Raw genomic sequence first — 15,809 nt, 5'->3', positions numbered from 1 at the left:
TCAGTGTCCTTGCAGGAAGACGCGGGCCTTGCGCGGCGAGACGACCAGTGTCTCACCGTCCTTGAAGCCCGACGCCCTGAATTGTTGCGCAGGAATCTGCGCCTCGATCAGGGGGTCGTGTCCCGCAGGTTGATTGTTCTCCACCGGCAAGAGTTCCAGCCGCGCGATCGGGCCGACCACGATGGCCCGGCTGAGCGTGGCCACGATGCCACTGGTGCCCGGCGTGTAGCGCTGCACGTCGAGGTCGTGCGGGCGCACATAGGCGAAGGCCTGGGCGTTCTGGGTCTCGGCGTGTTCAGGGGAATCGATGGCCACGTCGCCCAGGTGCAGCAGGCCTTCGTGCGCGCGGCCATGGAACAGGTTCACGTCACCCAGGAACCCGTACACGAACGGGCTGGCCGGGTGGTCCCAGACATCCTGCGGCGAGCCCGACTGCTCCACCACGCCCTGGTTCATCAACACCACGCGGTCGGCCACTTCCAGGGCTTCTTCCTGGTCGTGCGTGACGAAGATGCTGGTGACGTGCAGCTCGTCGTGCAGGCGGCGCAGCCAGCGGCGCAGTTCCTTGCGCACCTTGGCGTCGAGCGCGCCAAAGGGTTCGTCGAGCAGCAGCACCTGGGGCTCCACCGCCAGCGCCCGGGCGAGCGCGATGCGCTGGCGCTGACCGCCGGAGAGCTGTGAGGGGTAGCGGTCGGCCAGCCAGTCGAGCTGCACCAGCTTGAGCAGGTCGGTCACCTTCTGTTTGATCTGAGCCTCGCTGGGGCGCTCGCCGCGTGGCTTCACGCGCAGGCCGAAGGCCACGTTCTCGAACACGCTCATGTGGCGGAACAGCGCGTAGTGCTGAAACACGAAACCCACGTTGCGCTCGCGCACGTGCACGTCGGTGGTGTCTTCGCCGCTGAAGTGGATGCTGCCGGTGTCCGGCGTTTCCAGCCCGGCGATGATGCGCAGCAGCGTGGTCTTGCCGCAGCCCGAGGGGCCGAGCAGCGCCAGCAGTTCGCCCGAAGCGATATCGAGGTTGACGTCGCGCAGGGCCTGGAAGCTGCCGAAGTGCTTGTTGACGTTGCGGATTTCAATGCTCATGGGAATTCCCGGTGATGGTCAGTGGAGGCCGCCGACAGCGGCGCCCAGCGCAGGGATGGGCCGCTCGGGCGGCAGCTCGGCCAGTGCCTTGAGTTCGCGCTCCATGCGCCACTCGGCCACCGACTTGATGGCCAGCGTCACCAGCGCCAGCAGGGCCAGCAGCGAGGCCACGGCAAATGCGGCGACCGACTGGTATTCGTTGTAGAGGATCTCCACATGCAGCGGCATGGTGTTGGTCTGGCCACGGATGTGGCCCGAGACCACCGAGACCGCGCCGAACTCGCCCATGGCCCGCGCGTTGCACAGGATCACGCCGTAGATCAGGCCCCACTGGATGTTGGGTAGGGTCACGTACCAGAAGGTCTGCCAGCCGGTGGCGCCCAGCACCTGGGCCGCCTGCTCCTCGTCGTTGCCCTGGGCCTGCATCAGAGGGATGAGTTCGCGCGCGATGAAGGGGAAGGTGACGAAGATGGTGGCCAGGATGATGCCGGGCACGGCGAACACGATTTTGATGTCGTGCTCGGCCAGCCAGGGGCCGAACCAGCCCTGCGCGCCGAACACCAGCACATAGATCAGGCCGGCCACCACCGGCGAGACGGAGAACGGCAGGTCGATCAGCGTGGTCAGGAAGGACTTGCCCTTGAACTCGTACTTGGCAATCGCCCAGGCGGCCGCAATGCCGAACGTCAGGTTCAGCGGTACGGCCACGGCGGCCGTCAGCAGCGTCAGGCGGATCGCCGCCCAGGCGTCGGGTTCCTTCAGCGCTTCCCGGTAGGCGTCCCAGCCCTTGCGCAGGGCTTCGGTGAACACCGCCGCCAGCGGCAACACCAGGAAGAGGAACATGAACACCAGCGCGATGCCGGTGAGCGTCCAGCGGATCCAGGGCACTTCGGTGGTGCCGCGCTGGGCGCTGCGGATGTTGTTCTGGCCACTCATTGCGAATTCCCCGCTGAACGCTTGCGCTGCCAGCCTTGCAATCCATTGATCACAAGCAGGAGTGCAAACGAGATCACCAGCATCACCGTGGCGACCGCGGTGGCGCCCGCGTAGTCGTACTGCTCCAGCTTGCCGATGATGATCAGCGGCGTGATCTCGGACACCATGGGCATGTTGCCGGCGATGAAGATGACCGAGCCGTATTCACCCACGGCGCGGGCGAAGGCCATGGCAAAGCCGGTCAGCAGCGCGGGCGCAATGCTCGGGAAGATCACGCGGCTGAAGGTCTGCCAGCGCGTGGCGCCCAGGCAGGTCGCGGCCTCTTCCAGCTCCTTCTCGGCGTCTTCCAGCACCGGCTGCACCGTGCGCACCACGAAAGGCAGGCCGATGAAGATGAGCGCGATCACCACGCCGTTGGGGTTGAAGGCGAGCTGGATGCCGTGCGGCTCCAGCAGCGAACCGATCCAGCCGTTGCCGGCCAGCAGCGCGGTGAGTGAAATGCCGGCCACGGCGGTGGGCAAGGCAAACGGCAGGTCCACCAGCGCGTCCACGATCTTCTTGCCCGGGAAGGAATAGCGCACCAGCACCCAGGCCACCAGCAGGCCGAACACCACGTTCACCAGCGCCGCCATGAACGACGCGCCGAAGGTGAGCCGGTACGAGGCCAGCACCCGCGGCGCCGTGACCGCCTCCCAGAACTGCGGCCAGGTCAGTGTGAAGGTCTTGAAGACCAGCGCCGACAGCGGGATCAGCACGATCAGGCAGAGGTAGAAGACCGTGAAACCGAGCGTGAGGTTGAAGCCAGGCAGCACGCGGAGTGTGGGTCTTGAGAGGGTCCTCAATGGCATGGAAATGCTTTTTTCATGGTTTCGCGTCATGACAAGTCCGAGCGATGGGAATAGCCACAAGAGCGGCGGGGTTGACGGTCCTTCGCGTCCGGATCAGGCTGTGGGTGCGGCACAGCTGTTGGCGCCCACAGGCGATGGCCTGCCGCGTTGCCGTTGAAGTTTTGCAAGGAGATCACCATGCAACACACCGCCCTAGCACCTGACCAGGCCATGGCCGCACACCCGCTGGAATATTCCGACCCGGAACTGCGCGTGTACGCCGATGAGCAGGCGCAAGACATCCTCGATACCGTCATCTGGTACATGCCCCTCGTCCTGCCCTGCATGGCGGCCATCCTGATCTTCATGCTGGCCTTCATCGCAGTGTTCATGGCCTGATACCGCATGCCCACGCCACCGAGCGTGGGTGCACACGCGGGCGGTCCCGGAGCCCTACTTGTTCGTGTACAGCTTGTCGAACTGCCCAACGTCGTTGAAGTGCAGCTTCTGCGCGTCGGCCAATGAGCCGAAGTACTCGTTGACGGTAAACAGCTTGATCGGCTTGAACGCGGCGGCGTACTTCTTCAACACGGCTTCGTTGCGTGGGCGCATGTCTGCACCAAAGCGATGAAAGCGGCGGCCAGCGCCAGGGTGCCGAAGGTGAACTTGCAGGTGTTTTCATAAAAGAGGTGAGCCGATAGAGGAAATACATCGAATGCGGAGATCGACCCGCCGCGAAACAACGGCTTGTTCTTGTTCTCTTATTCGAATCAGGAGTAAGGACGGTCAGGCAGTGGCGTCTGCCGGCACGACCGGCGTTACGTCGGCCCCGAGCGACTGCAGCAGGGCCAGGCCCAGCGGCCACTCGCCGTGACCGGAGTCCACGTTGATATGGCCGGCCTCGTTGAGGCGCACGAACTCGCTGCCCCAGGCCCGGGCGTAGGCCCCGGCCAGGCGCACCGGGCAATACGGGTCGTTGCCGCTGGCCACCAGCACGCTGCGGTAGGGCAGCTTCTGGTAGGGCACGGGCGCGAAATCAGACAACACGCCGCGCCGCTCCGGGTCGGCCGGCGCCACCAGCAACGCGCCCTGGATACGCGCGGCCGCTTCAAGGGGCAGGTGGGTGGTGGTGATGCAGCCCAGGCTGTGCGCGACGATCACCACGGGCCCGCGGACCTGCAGGATGGTCTCGCTCAGCCGGTTCACCCAGGCGCGCTTTTGTGGCGAGAGCCAGTCGTCCTGCTCCACGCGCACCACATGGCCCAGGCGCTCGCACCAGAGCGTCTGCCAGTGCCCGGGGCCGGAATTGCGCCAACCCGGCACGATGATGACCGTGGGTGTGGACATGCCGCCTCCGGTCTCAACGGCCGGACCGCGGATCGGCGGTGGACGCCTGGGTGACGCCTGGAGCGGTGTCGCCCCGTCTGAGTGTGCTCATCAATGCGCTCCTTCAATGCAGAGGTCCGCATTGTGGAGAGCAAGGTCACATACCCAAACGAATATAAAGAAGTTTGTTTATTGCCCAACTATCTATAGATGGGCAGGTGCATCGCGGCAGATGCTGCCGCGCTCGGGTTCAGCTGCCAGCGAACGCGCGTTCGATCACGAAGGCGCCGGGACGGCTGGTGTTGCCTTCCTCGAAACCATTCTTCTCGGCCAGGGCCTTGAGGTCGCGCAGCATCTCGGGGCTGCCGCAGATCATGATGCGGTCGTGCGCCGGGTCCAGCCGGGGCAGGCCCAGGTCTTTGGCCAGCGTGCCGTTGTCCAGCAGCGTCGGGATGCGACCCTGGTGAACGAAGGGTTCGCGCGTGACCGTCGGGTAGTACAGGAACTGCTTCTCCACCATTTCGCCCAGGAACTCGTCGTGCTTGAGGGTCTGGCTGAGGAATTCGCGGTAGGCCAGCTCCTTGACCTCGCGCACACCGTGCACCAGCACCACCTGCTCGAAGCGCTCGTAGGTGTCGGGGTCGCGGATCACACTCAGGAACGGCGCCAGCCCGGTGCCGGTGGCCAGCAGGTACAGGCGTTTGCCGGGCAGCAGGTAATCGATCAGCAGGGTGCCGGTGGGCTTGCGGCCCACGACGATGCTGTCGCCGACCTGGATGTGCTGCAGGCGCGAGGTGAGCGGGCCGTCGGGCACCTTGATGCTCAGGAACTCCAGGTGTTCGGCGTAATTGGGGCTGGCGATGCTGTAGGCACGCAGCAGCGGCTTGTCGTTCACCCGCAGGCCGATCATGGTGAAGTGACCGTTGGAGAAGCGCAGCGCCGGGTCGCGCGTGGTGGTGAAACTGAACAGGCGGTCGGTCCAGTGATGCACGCTCAGGACGCGCTCTTCAAGAAATGCACTCATGGGATCGTGTGACTCCGGGCAAAAGGAAGACGGAACAAGCCATGAAAATGCCGGCCGACACCCAGGGCATCGGCCGGCAGCACATGACTGCAAGCGGTACGGGATCGGATCGAACCGGGGACGGCACGCCACCGCGAGGAAACGATCAACAAAACCCGTGAATTGTAAAACGCCCGCCGTGCGCACTCGGTACAAACCCGGACGCCCGACGCGGTCGGCATGCGACCGCCCTCTTCCCGCGGCCTAACCGGCCTGATCCAGCGGCACGTACAGGCCCACCTTCATCGCGTCGATGACGACATGGGTTGTCATGCGGATCACCTGCGGCACGTCGGCCATCAGGCGGGCCGCGAGCGCGTCGTAGGCCTTCACGTCACGCGCCACGACCACCATCATGATGTCGAAGCTGCCGGTCACGTAGTAGACCTGCTGGACGGCCGGTTCGGTCTGTGCCCACTGGCGAATGCGCGGCAGCGCCTCGTAGTTGTCCTTGATCTCCAGACCGGCCAGGAAGCTCATGGTGTGGCCCACCGCCTGCGGGTTCACCACCGCCACCTCGGCGCTGATGGTCTTCTCGCTGCGCATGCGGCGCAGGCGCCGTTGGACGGCGGACGCCGACAGCCCCACCGCCTCCGCGATGACCTCGGCCGTCAGTTGGCAGTCCTTCTGGACCAGGTCCAGGATCTTCCGGTCAAAACCGTCCAGTTCGGTGTCCATGCGGCGATTCTAGGCACTGCGCCAGCGCGTCGCCGCAGCGCACCAGAGCGGCCCGAATCGCCGCCATCCCGCGCGCTTGGGGCGTTTTTTGCCGCCCGGCCGCAATCCAGACGCGGATACTTGCGCCACTTTTTACGCTGAAAAAAGACCTTCTGGTCGCCCTGTCCGTCGGTTGTCCGACCTTTTTCTGGAGATAACAACGTGAGTCGTTCCCTGTTGAGTTGCCTGGTGGCCGGTGTACTGTCCTTCGCCGGCGCCGTGCACGCCGAAGATGTGGTGCGCATCGGCACCCTGTCGGACTACGCGCCATTCGAGTACCGCGATGCCAAGGGCGAGCTCAAGGGCATGGAGATCGAACTGGGCAAGCTCATGTGCAAGCACATCCAGGCCAAATGCGAATACGTGACGATGGACTTCGACGCCCTGATCCCCGCGCTCAAGGCCAAGAAGATCGATGCCGTGCTGGCCCAGATGTCGATCACCGACGAGCGCAAGAAGGTGGTGGACTTCACCGACCTCTTCACCCTGGCCCCGGTGCAGTACGTCGCCAAGGCCGGCTCGGGCATCACCGAGGACCCGGCCACGCTGCGCGGCAAGACCGTCGGCATCTACAGCGGCTCCAGCCACGAGACCTACCTGAAGAAGCGCCTGCCCAAGAGCCAGTCGGGCATCGCCATCAAGGCCTACCCCTCGCAGGACCCGATCTGGCTCGACCTGGAGGCGGGCCGCGTGCAGGCCGCGCTGACCGACACCACGGTGGCCCACGAGTGGCTGGAGAAAACCGGCAAGGCCAAGGGGTTCGCCCTCGCGGGCAAACCGCTGAACGACGTGGCCATGTTCGGCGAAGGCACCGGCATCGCCGTGCGCAAGGGAGACCCGCTGCGCGCGCGCCTGAACACCGCAATCAAGCAGGTGCTGACCGACGGCAGCTTCGCGGCCGAGAACCAGAAGGTGTTCCCCTTCAGCATCGCGCCCGCGCTGAAGTAAGCTGGCGCCCCTCGGGACCAGGCTGTCCGGCAAGGGTGGCCTGGTTTTCCTGTTTTTGCGGGATGGTGAATGGACGATTTGTGGCTGTACGCCGGTCAGTTGCTGCAGGGTGCCTGGGTCACCGTGCAACTGGCCCTGTCTTCACTGGTGGTGGGCCTGGCCCTCGGGCTGGTGCTGGCGGCCGGCAGTCTGAGCGGCCGCACGCTGCTGCGCCGCGCCGTGCGGCTGTGCACGGGCCTGCTGCGCGGCATCCCCGAGTTCCTGATCGTGCTGGTCTGTTACTTCGGGCTGTCCAACCTCATCAACAACCACCTCGACGGCGCGGTGGAGATCAGCCCGTTTGCGGCGGGCGTCTTCGCCCTGTCCATCGTGTTCGCGGCCTACGCCAGCGAGGTGTTTCGCGGCAGCTTCGCGGCCATCCCCCGGGGACAGATCGAAGCCGCGCAGGCCTTCGGGCTCACCGCCACCCAGACCTTCTTCGCCGTGCGACTGCCCCAGGCCTGGCGCATCGCCCTGCCCAGCCTCGGCAACCTGTGGCAATCGCTGTTGAAGGACACCTCGCTGGTGTCGGTGGTCGGGCTGGAGGACCTGCTCAAGAAGTCCAACATGGCGGCCCAGGCCACGCACCAGCCGTTCCTGTTCTTTCTGGCGGCAGCGACCGTGTACTTCGTGTTCCTGCACGCCTCGCAACCGGTCTTTGCCTGGCTGGAACGCCGGGCCGGACGGGGCTTTGAAGCGAGGGCCGCATGAACTTCGAAGCGCTTGAAATGTGGCTGGAGCTGCCCACCGACAGCATGCTGGAGGTGTGGGAAGGCCTGGTGATCACCCTGCAGCTGCTGTGCGGCTCGGTGCTGCTGGCCTTTGCGCTCGCGCTGCCCCTGGCGCTCGCGGCCACCTCCGGCAAAGCCTGGCCGGCGCGGCTGGCGCGCGGCTACAGCGCGGCGTTTCGCGGCACGCCCCTGCTGGTGCAGCTGTTCATCCTGTACTACGGGGTGAGCCAGTTCGAAGCCGTGCGCCACTCGCCCGCCTGGTGGGTGCTGGAAGACGCGTTCTATTGCGGTCTGCTCGCGCTGAGCCTGAACCTGGCGGCCTACATGGCCGAAGACCTGCGGGCCGGCATCCTGGCGGTGCCCCTCGGCGAAAAAGAAGCCGCCCTGGCCATGGGCATGAGCCCGTTCCAGTGCTACCGCTGGATCGTGCTGCCCGCGGCCTGGCGGATCGCCACACCGGCCCTGGGCAACGAGGTGATCGCCCAGCTCAAGGCCACGGCCCTGGTGAGCACCATCACCGTGCTGGACCTCACCGGCGTCGCGCGCCGACTGTCGAACGCCTCGTACACCACCGACGCGCTGGTGGTGGCCGGGGTTGTCTACGCGGCCATCACCCTGGTGGTGGTGCTGGCCGTGCGCCGGATCGAGCGGCGCTTCGGCCCGGCCGGCCGCCGGTAGCCAGTAGCCGGCCCGCGCGGGTCCGGGTGAGGATGCCGTTTTCAGGCAATTCCACCCTTTCTTCGCGGCCCGAAACCCGACCCCGTGGCTACGCTCGACGAACGTGTTTCATCCCTTTTCCAACGTCATGATGCCCACCCCAGAACCCACGTCCCCCCTGCAAACCGCGCTGGCCGAACAGGGCCTGTTCATGCTCGATGGCGCCCTGGCCACCGAGCTGGAGCGCCGTGGCGCCGATCTGCTGGACCCGCTGTGGTCCGCCAAGCTGCTGATCGAACAGCCCGACCTGATCCGGCAGGTGCACCTGGACTACTTTCTCGCCGGCGCCGACGTGGCCACCACCGCCAGTTACCAGGCGACCTTTGAAGCCTTTGCACGGCGCGGCCTGAGCCACGAACAGGCGGCCGACCTGATGCGGCGTTCGGTGACGCTGGCCTGTGAGGCCCGGGACGCCTTCTGGGCCGAGCCCGCCCACCGCGTGGGCCGCCGCCGGCCCCTGGTAGCGGCGTCCATCGGGCCCTACGGTGCCATGCTGGCCGATGGATCCGAGTACCGGGGCTACCAGGGCATCTCACGCCAGGCGCTGGCCGACTTCCACCGGCCGCGCCTGCAGGTGCTGGCCCATGCGGGCGCCGATCTGCTGGCCTGCGAAACGATTCCCTGCCTCGATGAAGCGCTGGCGATCGCGGGCCTGCTGCCCGAGTTTCCCGGCGTGCAGGCCTGGCTCAGCTTTTCCTGCCGGGACGGCGCGCACAACAGCCAGGGCGAGCCCTTCGCCGACTGCGTGGCGCAGCTCGACGCCCTGCCCCAGATCGCCGCCGTGGGTGTGAACTGCACGGCACCCGAGTTCATCGAATCGCTGGTGGAACTGGCCCGCTCGCACACCACCAAACCCATCGTGGTCTACCCCAACTCGGGCGAACACTACGACGCGGTCGACAAGGTCTGGCACGGCGAAGGCCGGGCGCACGACTTCGCCGCCCAGGCCATGCGCTGGCACGGTCGCGGCGCGCGGCTCATCGGCGGCTGCTGCCGCACGGGGCCGGACGACATCCGGGCCATCAAACAGGCCGCCGTGGCCAGCGGTGCGTTGATCGAAACCGGCGCGCCCCGCTGAAAAGCCGGGCTCGACCCGGGGTGCGACGGCCTGTGGCCGTTCAACGACTTCCGGCGTAGATCTGGTCAAAGCTCGCGCCGTCGGCGAAGTGGTCCTTGCGGGCCTGCTCCCAGCCGCCGAAGGCGTCACCGATGGTGAAGAGGTTGAGCCTGGGCAGCTGTTTGGCGTACTTGGCCTGTGCCTTGGCCGAGGTCGGGCGGTAGAAGTGCTTGCCGATGATGTCCTGCGCCTCTTCGGTGTAGAGGTACTCCAGATAGGCCTGGGCCACGGCGCGCGTGCCCTTCTTGTCCACGTTCTTGTCGACCACCGTCACCGCCGGTTCGGCCAGGATGGAGAGCGACGGGTAGACGAAGTCCACCTTGTTGCCGAACTCCTTCTCCAGCAGGTAGGCCTCGTTTTCCCAGGAGATGAACACATCGCCCTGCCCACGCTGTGCAAAGGTGATGGACGAGCCGCGCGCACCCGTGTCGAGCACCGGCACATTGGCGTAGAGCTTGCCCACAAATGCCTTGGCCTTGTCGTCGCTGCCGTACTTGCGTTTGGCGAACTCCCAGGCGGCCAGGTAGTTCCAGCGCGCACCGCCCGAGGTCTTGGGGTTGGGGGTGATGACCTTCACGTCCGGGCGGATCAGATCGTCCCAGTCCTTGATGTTTTTCGGGTTGCCCGCGCGGGTCACCAGCACGATGGTGGAGGTGTAAGGCGAGCTGTTGAGGGGCAGGCGCTTCTGCCAGTCCTTGCGGATCCAGCCGCCGTTGCTGTGCAGCGCGTCGGTGTCGCCGGCCAGGGCCAGGGTGGCCACGTCGGCGTCCAGGCCGTCGATGATGGAACGGGCCTGTTTGCCCGAGCCGCCGTGGCTCTGCTGGATGGTCACGTCCTGGCCGGTCTTGGCCTTCCAGTATTTGGTGAAGGCGGCGTTGACTTCGACGTAGAGTTCGCGCGTCGGGTCGTACGACACATTGAGCAAGGTCATGGAGTGCTGCGCAAAAGCGCTCAGACCCGACCCTGCCAGGGCTGCGGTGAACAAAACGTTGATAAAGTGTCGGCGTGCTTGCATGAAATTTTTCTCCGTTGAATGAATGAACAACGGAGCGGATCATGGGAGCGAGGGGTGAAAACTGGAACGAATACGTTTTCAGTTGTTTATTACCCAAACATCTGTACCCAATTCCCAAGGACATCAACATGGCACGCACCGTCAACTGCATCAAACTCGGCAAGGAAGCCGAGGGCCTGGACTTTCCGCCCTACCCCGGTGAACTGGGCAAGCGCCTGTACGAGAACGTGAGCAAGGAAGCCTGGGCGGCCTGGCTCAAGCACCAGACCATGCTGCTCAACGAAAACCGGCTGAATCTGGCCGATGCGCGCGCCCGCCAGTACCTGGCGCGGCAAATGGAAAAGCATTTCTTCGGCGAAGGCGCCGACGCGGCCGCCGGTTACGTTCCTCCGTCCGACGCGGCCTAAGGCCTGCGGCATTTCCGAAACCGCCTGCAGGCCCCCCTTGACTGAAACCGTTCGCCACGCGCTGGTGGTGGGCGCCGGCCTGGCCGGCGCTGCCGTGTGCGCAGCCCTGGCGCGGCGCGGCTGGCGCGTCACGCTGCTGGACGCCGCGAGCGGCCCGGCGCAGGCCGCGTCGGCCTTGCCCGTGGGCATGTTGAGCCCCCACGTGACCCGCGCGCCCACGCCGCTGTCGCGCCTGTGTGAACTGGGTGTGCCCGACATGCGGGCCGAACTGGAACGGCTGGTGCCACAAGGCCAGGGCTGGCAGGCCTGCGAAGTGGACAACCTCGGGCACGACCCCGGGCGCTGGCCCGCTGCGCTGGTGCGCCCGGCGGCGCTGGTGCAGGCTTGGCTGGATGAAGCCCAGCGTCTGGGCGCGCTTACCACGCGGTGGAACGCCCAGGTGGCCGGGCTGCGCCAGGTGCCCACGGCGAACCCCGATACCCCGGACATCGAGCCTGCCGACTGGCAGGCCCTGGACGCCAGCGGCCAGGTGCTGGCCCAGGCGCCAGTGGTGGTGGTCGCTGCGGCGTTTGGCAGCTTTGCCCTGCTGACGGCGTCGGCCGACCTGATGAACGCCGACGCCCTGCCGCTGCGCCCGGTCAAGGGCCAGATGAGCCTGGCCGCACTGCACGACGCGCCGCTGGCCGAACGCCCGCAGCGCGACAACGGCGTGTTCGTGCCGGTGTACGAAGACAGTGGACTGCCCCCACAGTGGCCCGCGCGGATCTGGGCCATGGGATCGACCTACGAACGCGGCGACAACAGCAGCCACCTGAGCGATGCGGCCCACGAACGCAACGCCCAAAGCCTGCTGGCGATCAGCGCGACCGCCGCGCAACGTCTGCACGAGGCGCGCGCCAGCGGCCAACTGATGGGCTGGGCGCAGGTGCGCTGCGCCTCGCTGGACCGCTTACCCGTGATGGGTGCGGTGCCCCATCTGGGCGCGCTGCAGACCCGGATGGCACAGGCCGGCGCGCGGCGTGGCCGGGTACCGCTGGCCGACACGCCGCGCTGGCCGGGTCTGTTCGTGCTGAGCGCCCTGGGCTCGCGTGGGCTGACCTTGTCGCACTGGTGTGCCACGCGGCTGGCAGCGCAGATGGACGAGACCCAGGCGGATCTGCCCCCGGTGGACGACGACCTGCTCAAGGCCCTGGACCCGGCCCGTTTCGCCTGGAAACAGGCGCGCCGGCAAGCCGCCTGAAGATCAGCTATCCCGTCATGGGGCCTAAAGCAGCTCCATCCACTGCGAGAGTTCGCGCGGCTGCAAGGGTCGCGCCAGCAGGGCCTTGATGCCGGCCCGGCGGGTATCGCGCATGACCCGGCGGCGACTCCACCAAGTGGCCCGCGGGCCAGCGTGTTCGCTGATCCCCATCAGCAGCGCCTGGGGGTTCTTCTGCGCAAACAGCCGCGCCAGCGCCCACACGTCGAGCTGGTGCTCGTCCAGATTGAAAACCCCGCAGCTGTACCGGTTGCGCCGCAGCAAGGCCACCGCAGTTTCGGTGCTGCTGACCTCGTCGGCCTCGGTCACGCGTGCCAGCGCCAGCCGCGAGCGCAGGTAGGTGCGCTCCTGCAGGTCCGTCCCCACCAGCAAGGCGCGTTTGGCTGGCGGCGATGGCTCGTCCAGATCCACGTCCAGCGGCACGGGCGCGCTGATGTCCAGATCGAGATACCCCGAGTCTGCCTGCCGGGCGGCAAACACCGCATCCAGGTCGTTGAGCACGCTGGCCCACTGGATCGGGCGCTGCAGCACCCGCCAGGCATGGGCCGGGCCGCCGGGGCCGACCCAGATCAGGCGCTGGCCAGGGGGCAACTCTTTGGCGTGGGACAACACGGCCTCGGCGCTCTCGCCATCCACCAGCGCCACGTCGGCGATACGGTTGGCCTCCGGAGACGCCTCTGCGCCGGGGGCAATGAGTGGCACCCAGGGCGCGTAGGACAGGTCGCGCTCCTCCGACAAGCGGAACACGGTGTTGAGGGCGTGCCGCTCCACGTCGGAGAAGCCGACCACGCTCACAAATATGCGCTGCTTGTCCATGTTGGCGTCCATGTTACGTCGGTGTGGAACCTCCCGGCCCCCGAATGAACCGGGTTTGCAGGGCCCAGAAAATGCGTTTGCGATCGCCAGGTGGGCTCTTCGCACAGCGGCTCACCAGCTTATTCCATATAGGAATATATGAAGAACAAAAAAATCGTTTGCAATATAAGCGAGCAACTTTACAGTCGCGCCCATGCCTGAATTTGCCATCATCTTTGCCGGCTTCGCCGTGGGACTCATCGTCGGATTGACCGGCGTGGGCGGCGGCTCGCTGATGACGCCAATCCTGATCTTCTTCTTCGGGATCAAGCCCTACCTGGCCGTGGGCACCGACCTGCTGTTCGCCGCTGTCACCAAGGCCGGTGGCACGGTGAGCCTGGCGCGCCAACGCCTGGTGCCCTGGCGCGTGGTGGCCCAGCTGTGCGCGGGCAGCCTTCCAGCCGCCCTGATCACCCTCGCGGTGTTGCACCGCCTCGGGCCAGCCAGCCCTACCGTGCAGTCGCTCATGACCAACACCCTGGGCATCGCCCTGCTGCTGACCGCCGCCGCGATGTTCTACAAGGCCGCCCGCGGCAAGCAGCTGCCGCGCAACCTGCCCGAAGGCCAGTTGGAGGGCGCCACACATGCCCGCCACTGGAGCCTGCCCGTGCTGTTCGGTGCCGTTATCGGCACCCTGGTCACGCTCACCTCGGTGGGCGCCGGAGCCATCGGTGTCTCGGTGCTGCTGATCCTGTTCCCGCTGCTGCCGCTGCCGCGCATCGTGGCGGCCGACATCGCCTACGCCGTGCCGCTCACGCTGGTGGCCGGCCTGGGCCACACCAGCCTGGGTTCGGTGGACTGGCCGCTCCTGGCCCAGCTGCTGGCCGGTTCGCTGCCCGGCATCTGGCTCGGCACGCGGCTGATGCGCCACACGCCCGAGCGCCTGGTGCGTTCGGTGCTCTCGCTGCTGCTGGCCTACGCCGGCACCAAGCTGATCGCCTTTTGATTCTTCTTTCCCCACGAAGCCCATCTATTCCGTCATGTACCAGTATTCCGACTTCGATCGCCAGTTCGTCCAGCAGCGCGCGGCCCAGTTCCGCGACCAGCTCGAACGCTCGCAGGCCGGCACGCTCGGCGGCGACGAGTTCAAGCCGCTGCGCCTGCAAAACGGCTGGTACATCCAGCGTTTCGCGCCCATGCTGCGCGTGGCCGTGCCTTACGGCGAAATCTCCAGCGACCAGTTGCGCGTGCTGGCGAAGATCGCGCGCGACTATGACCACAAGGAAGACCACGACGTGTCCAAGGCCAACGCAGCCCTGGCCGACGTACCCACCCTGCCCGACCGCTGCGGCCACTTCACCACGCGCCAGAACGTGCAATACAACTGGATTCCGCTGCACCGCGCGGCCGACGTGATGGACCTGCTGGCCAGCGTCAACATGCACGGCATCCAGACCAGCGGCAACTGCATCCGCAACATCACCACCGACGCGCTCGCCGGCATCGCGGTGGACGAAGTCGCCGACCCGCGCCCCTTCGCGGAAATCATGCGCCAGTGGAGCACGCTGCACCCCGAGTTCGCTTTCCTGCCGCGCAAGTTCAAGATCGCCATCACCGGCGCGCGCGAAGACCGCGCCGCCACGCCGTGGCACGACGTCGGCCTGCGCCTGCTGCGCAACGTGGACGGCGACCTGGGCTTCCAGGTGCGCGTGGGTGGCGGCATGGGCCGCACACCGATCATCGGCACGGTGGTCCGCGAGTTCCTGCCCTGGAACCAGATCCTCAACTACCTTGAAGCCGTCGTGCGCGCCTACAACCGCTTCGGCCGCCGCGACAACATCTACAAGGCTCGCATCAAGATCCTCGTAAAGGCCGAAGGCCAGGCCTTCACCGACCAGGTGGAAGCCGAGTACGCCGACATCATCGAGAAAGACGGCGCGCCGCACACCATCACCCAAGCCGAACTGGACCGCGTGAGCGCCTTCTTCGTGCCGCCTGCGCTGAACTGCGACCGCAAGAGCGCCGACGCCAAGATCGCCCACATCCTCAAGGCTGCGGCCGAAGACGACGTGGAGTTCAGCCGCTGGCTCACGCAGAACGTGAAGCCACACCAGAACCCCGACCTGCGCGCCGTCACGCTGTCGTTCAAGCGCCTGGGCTCGGCCCCCGGCGACGCGAGCGCCGAGCAACTGGAGCGCGCCGCCGACCTGGCTGACCGCTTCTCGGCCGGTGAAGCGCGTGTGACGCACGAACAGAACCTGCTGCTGCCCTGGGTCAGCTGCGACCAGTTGCCCGAGCTGTGGCGCGAAGCGCGCCGCCTCGGCCTGGCCAAGCCCAACATCGGCTTGCTGAGCGACATGATCGCCTGCCCCGGTGGCGATTTCTGCGATCTGGCCAATGCCCGCTCGCTGCCGATCGCGCAGGCTCTGCTGGCGCGCTACCAGGACCTGGACGAACTGCACGACCTGGGCGAGATCGACCTACACATCAGCGGCTGCATCAACAGCTGCGGCCACCACCACAGCGGGCACATCGGCATCCTGGGCGTCGACAAGGACGGTCAGGAGTGGTACCAGGTGACACTGGGCGGATCGGATGGCACGCGCCTGTCGGGCGAAGCCGTGCCAGGCAGGGTGATTGGTCCGTCCTTCGCCGCCAACGAAATGACGGACGTGATCGAAGCCCTGCTCACCACCTACCGCGCGGAGCGCCAAACGGCCGAAACCTTCGTCCAGACCGTCAAGCGCGTCGGCATCGACCCCTTCAAGACCGCCGCCAACGCGGTGCGCGTGGCCACCGCCCGCACACCGGTAGCCGCCTGAGCCCAGCA

At 66.6% G+C, this 15,809-nt stretch carries 17 protein-coding genes and 1 pseudogene; 9 read left to right on the top strand and 9 right to left on the bottom strand.

Features of this window, described 5'->3' with window-relative positions; all coding sequences use genetic code 11:
- From HTA01S_RS07545 to cysT, 3 genes are read right to left on the bottom strand one after another with little or no spacing between them, the layout of a single operon-like run.
- Positions 1–1,083 (bottom strand): sulfate/molybdate ABC transporter ATP-binding protein, encoded by a 1,083-nt coding sequence (locus HTA01S_RS07545; RefSeq protein WP_068168746.1) that lies wholly within the window; start codon positions 1,081–1,083, stop codon positions 1–3.
- Positions 1,084–1,101: 18 nt separating this feature from the next.
- Positions 1,102–2,019: a sulfate ABC transporter permease subunit CysW gene (gene cysW, locus HTA01S_RS07540; protein ID WP_068168743.1), complete on the bottom strand. Its 918-nt coding sequence runs from the start codon at positions 2,017–2,019 to the stop codon at positions 1,102–1,104.
- Positions 2,016–2,867 (bottom strand): sulfate ABC transporter permease subunit CysT, encoded by an 852-nt coding sequence (gene cysT, locus HTA01S_RS07535; protein WP_068168741.1) that lies wholly within the window; start codon positions 2,865–2,867, stop codon positions 2,016–2,018. The genes cysW and cysT overlap by 4 nt, the downstream gene beginning before the upstream one ends.
- A gap of 177 nt (positions 2,868–3,044) precedes the next feature.
- Here cysT and HTA01S_RS07530 point away from each other — a divergent pair, with 177 nt between their 5' ends.
- Entirely contained in the window at positions 3,045–3,245 is a 201-nt protein-coding gene (locus HTA01S_RS07530) for a hypothetical protein (RefSeq protein WP_157572014.1), read from the top strand.
- Between the two features lie 54 nt (positions 3,246–3,299).
- Here HTA01S_RS07530 and HTA01S_RS25145 read toward each other — a convergent pair.
- The 4 genes and pseudogenes from HTA01S_RS25145 to HTA01S_RS07515 all read right to left on the bottom strand — a co-directional run.
- Positions 3,300–3,458 (bottom strand): annotated as a pseudogene (locus HTA01S_RS25145) (sulfate ABC transporter substrate-binding protein); the annotation flags it as partial.
- Positions 3,459–3,632: 174 nt separating this feature from the next.
- Positions 3,633–4,193: an RBBP9/YdeN family alpha/beta hydrolase gene (locus tag HTA01S_RS07525; RefSeq protein WP_068168735.1), complete on the bottom strand. Its 561-nt coding sequence runs from the start codon at positions 4,191–4,193 to the stop codon at positions 3,633–3,635.
- Positions 4,194–4,422: 229 nt separating this feature from the next.
- The gene (locus tag HTA01S_RS07520) at positions 4,423–5,196 is read right to left on the bottom strand and encodes a ferredoxin--NADP reductase (RefSeq protein WP_068168732.1); all 774 of its coding nucleotides are present in this window, start codon (positions 5,194–5,196) and stop codon (positions 4,423–4,425) included.
- A gap of 243 nt (positions 5,197–5,439) precedes the next feature.
- Entirely contained in the window at positions 5,440–5,913 is a 474-nt protein-coding gene (locus tag HTA01S_RS07515; protein WP_068168728.1) for an Lrp/AsnC family transcriptional regulator, read from the bottom strand.
- 201 nt (positions 5,914–6,114) lie between these two features.
- On the opposite strand from HTA01S_RS07515, the gene HTA01S_RS07510 reads away from it, so the two are divergent.
- The 4 genes from HTA01S_RS07510 (at position 6,115) to mmuM (ending at position 9,465) form a co-directional block, all read left to right on the top strand.
- Positions 6,115–6,900 (top strand): transporter substrate-binding domain-containing protein, encoded by a 786-nt coding sequence (locus tag HTA01S_RS07510; protein WP_245638027.1) that lies wholly within the window; start codon positions 6,115–6,117, stop codon positions 6,898–6,900.
- A gap of 69 nt (positions 6,901–6,969) precedes the next feature.
- Entirely contained in the window at positions 6,970–7,650 is a 681-nt protein-coding gene (locus HTA01S_RS07505) for an ABC transporter permease (protein WP_068168721.1), read from the top strand.
- Positions 7,647–8,348, top strand: a complete 702-nt coding sequence (locus HTA01S_RS07500; protein WP_084235932.1) for an ABC transporter permease — start codon at positions 7,647–7,649, stop codon at positions 8,346–8,348. The genes HTA01S_RS07505 and HTA01S_RS07500 overlap by 4 nt, the downstream gene beginning before the upstream one ends.
- Before the next feature lie 127 nt (positions 8,349–8,475).
- Positions 8,476–9,465: a homocysteine S-methyltransferase gene (mmuM, locus tag HTA01S_RS07495; RefSeq protein ID WP_068168717.1), complete on the top strand. Its 990-nt coding sequence runs from the start codon at positions 8,476–8,478 to the stop codon at positions 9,463–9,465.
- Between the two features lie 40 nt (positions 9,466–9,505).
- On the opposite strand, the gene HTA01S_RS07490 is transcribed toward mmuM, so the two are convergent.
- Positions 9,506–10,519, bottom strand: coding sequence for a sulfate ABC transporter substrate-binding protein (locus tag HTA01S_RS07490; RefSeq protein ID WP_068168715.1), 1,014 nt, complete (start codon positions 10,517–10,519; stop codon positions 9,506–9,508).
- A 128-nt stretch (positions 10,520–10,647) separates the two neighbouring features.
- On the opposite strand from HTA01S_RS07490, the gene HTA01S_RS07485 reads away from it, so the two are divergent.
- Entirely contained in the window at positions 10,648–10,926 is a 279-nt protein-coding gene (locus tag HTA01S_RS07485; protein WP_068168709.1) for an oxidative damage protection protein, read from the top strand.
- Between the two features lie 37 nt (positions 10,927–10,963).
- The gene (locus tag HTA01S_RS07480) at positions 10,964–12,166 is read left to right on the top strand and encodes an FAD-dependent oxidoreductase (protein ID WP_169804753.1); all 1,203 of its coding nucleotides are present in this window, start codon (positions 10,964–10,966) and stop codon (positions 12,164–12,166) included.
- A 24-nt stretch (positions 12,167–12,190) separates the two neighbouring features.
- Here HTA01S_RS07480 and HTA01S_RS07475 read toward each other — a convergent pair whose 3' ends face one another.
- A complete protein-coding gene (locus tag HTA01S_RS07475; protein WP_068168705.1) occupies positions 12,191–13,012 on the bottom strand; it encodes a hypothetical protein in 822 nt (273 codons plus the stop codon).
- Between the two features lie 181 nt (positions 13,013–13,193).
- On the opposite strand from HTA01S_RS07475, the gene HTA01S_RS07470 reads away from it, so the two are divergent.
- Positions 13,194–13,985 carry a sulfite exporter TauE/SafE family protein gene (locus HTA01S_RS07470; RefSeq protein ID WP_068168702.1) on the top strand — a complete coding sequence of 264 codons (792 nt, stop codon included), beginning with the start codon at positions 13,194–13,196 and terminating at the stop codon, positions 13,983–13,985.
- A 34-nt stretch (positions 13,986–14,019) separates the two neighbouring features.
- Positions 14,020–15,801, top strand: coding sequence for a nitrite/sulfite reductase (locus tag HTA01S_RS07465; RefSeq protein WP_068168700.1), 1,782 nt, complete (start codon positions 14,020–14,022; stop codon positions 15,799–15,801).
- The last annotated feature ends 8 nt before the right edge of the window (positions 15,802–15,809 follow it).

Origin of the sequence: Hydrogenophaga taeniospiralis CCUG 15921, assembly GCF_001592305.1 — a bacterium.
Taxonomy (GTDB): domain Bacteria; phylum Pseudomonadota; class Gammaproteobacteria; order Burkholderiales; family Burkholderiaceae_C; genus Hydrogenophaga; species Hydrogenophaga taeniospiralis.
The sequence above is the reverse complement of the archived record's forward strand: the minus strand, read 5'-3'. Positions and strand labels throughout refer to the sequence as shown.

Bases quoted from the DNA above. Each gene is read 5' to 3' on its own strand.
- HTA01S_RS07545 (WP_068168746.1), bottom strand. From the start codon at position 1,083: ATGAGCATTGAAATCCGCAACGTCAACAAGCACTTCGGCAGCTTCCAG.
- cysW (WP_068168743.1), bottom strand. From the start codon at position 2,019: ATGAGTGGCCAGAACAACATCCGCAGCGCCCAGCGCGGCACCACCGAA.
- cysT (WP_068168741.1), bottom strand. From the start codon at position 2,867: ATGCCATTGAGGACCCTCTCAAGACCCACACTCCGCGTGCTGCCTGGC.
- HTA01S_RS07530 (WP_157572014.1), top strand. From the start codon at position 3,045: ATGCAACACACCGCCCTAGCACCTGACCAGGCCATGGCCGCACACCCG.
- HTA01S_RS07525 (WP_068168735.1), bottom strand. From the start codon at position 4,193: ATGTCCACACCCACGGTCATCATCGTGCCGGGTTGGCGCAATTCCGGC.
- HTA01S_RS07520 (WP_068168732.1), bottom strand. From the start codon at position 5,196: ATGAGTGCATTTCTTGAAGAGCGCGTCCTGAGCGTGCATCACTGGACC.
- HTA01S_RS07515 (WP_068168728.1), bottom strand. From the start codon at position 5,913: ATGGACACCGAACTGGACGGTTTTGACCGGAAGATCCTGGACCTGGTC.
- HTA01S_RS07505 (WP_068168721.1), top strand. From the start codon at position 6,970: ATGGACGATTTGTGGCTGTACGCCGGTCAGTTGCTGCAGGGTGCCTGG.
- HTA01S_RS07500 (WP_084235932.1), top strand. From the start codon at position 7,647: ATGAACTTCGAAGCGCTTGAAATGTGGCTGGAGCTGCCCACCGACAGC.
- mmuM (WP_068168717.1), top strand. From the start codon at position 8,476: ATGATGCCCACCCCAGAACCCACGTCCCCCCTGCAAACCGCGCTGGCC.
- HTA01S_RS07490 (WP_068168715.1), bottom strand. From the start codon at position 10,519: ATGCAAGCACGCCGACACTTTATCAACGTTTTGTTCACCGCAGCCCTG.
- HTA01S_RS07485 (WP_068168709.1), top strand. From the start codon at position 10,648: ATGGCACGCACCGTCAACTGCATCAAACTCGGCAAGGAAGCCGAGGGC.
- HTA01S_RS07475 (WP_068168705.1), bottom strand. From the start codon at position 13,012: ATGGACGCCAACATGGACAAGCAGCGCATATTTGTGAGCGTGGTCGGC.
- HTA01S_RS07470 (WP_068168702.1), top strand. From the start codon at position 13,194: ATGCCTGAATTTGCCATCATCTTTGCCGGCTTCGCCGTGGGACTCATC.
- HTA01S_RS07465 (WP_068168700.1), top strand. From the start codon at position 14,020: ATGTACCAGTATTCCGACTTCGATCGCCAGTTCGTCCAGCAGCGCGCG.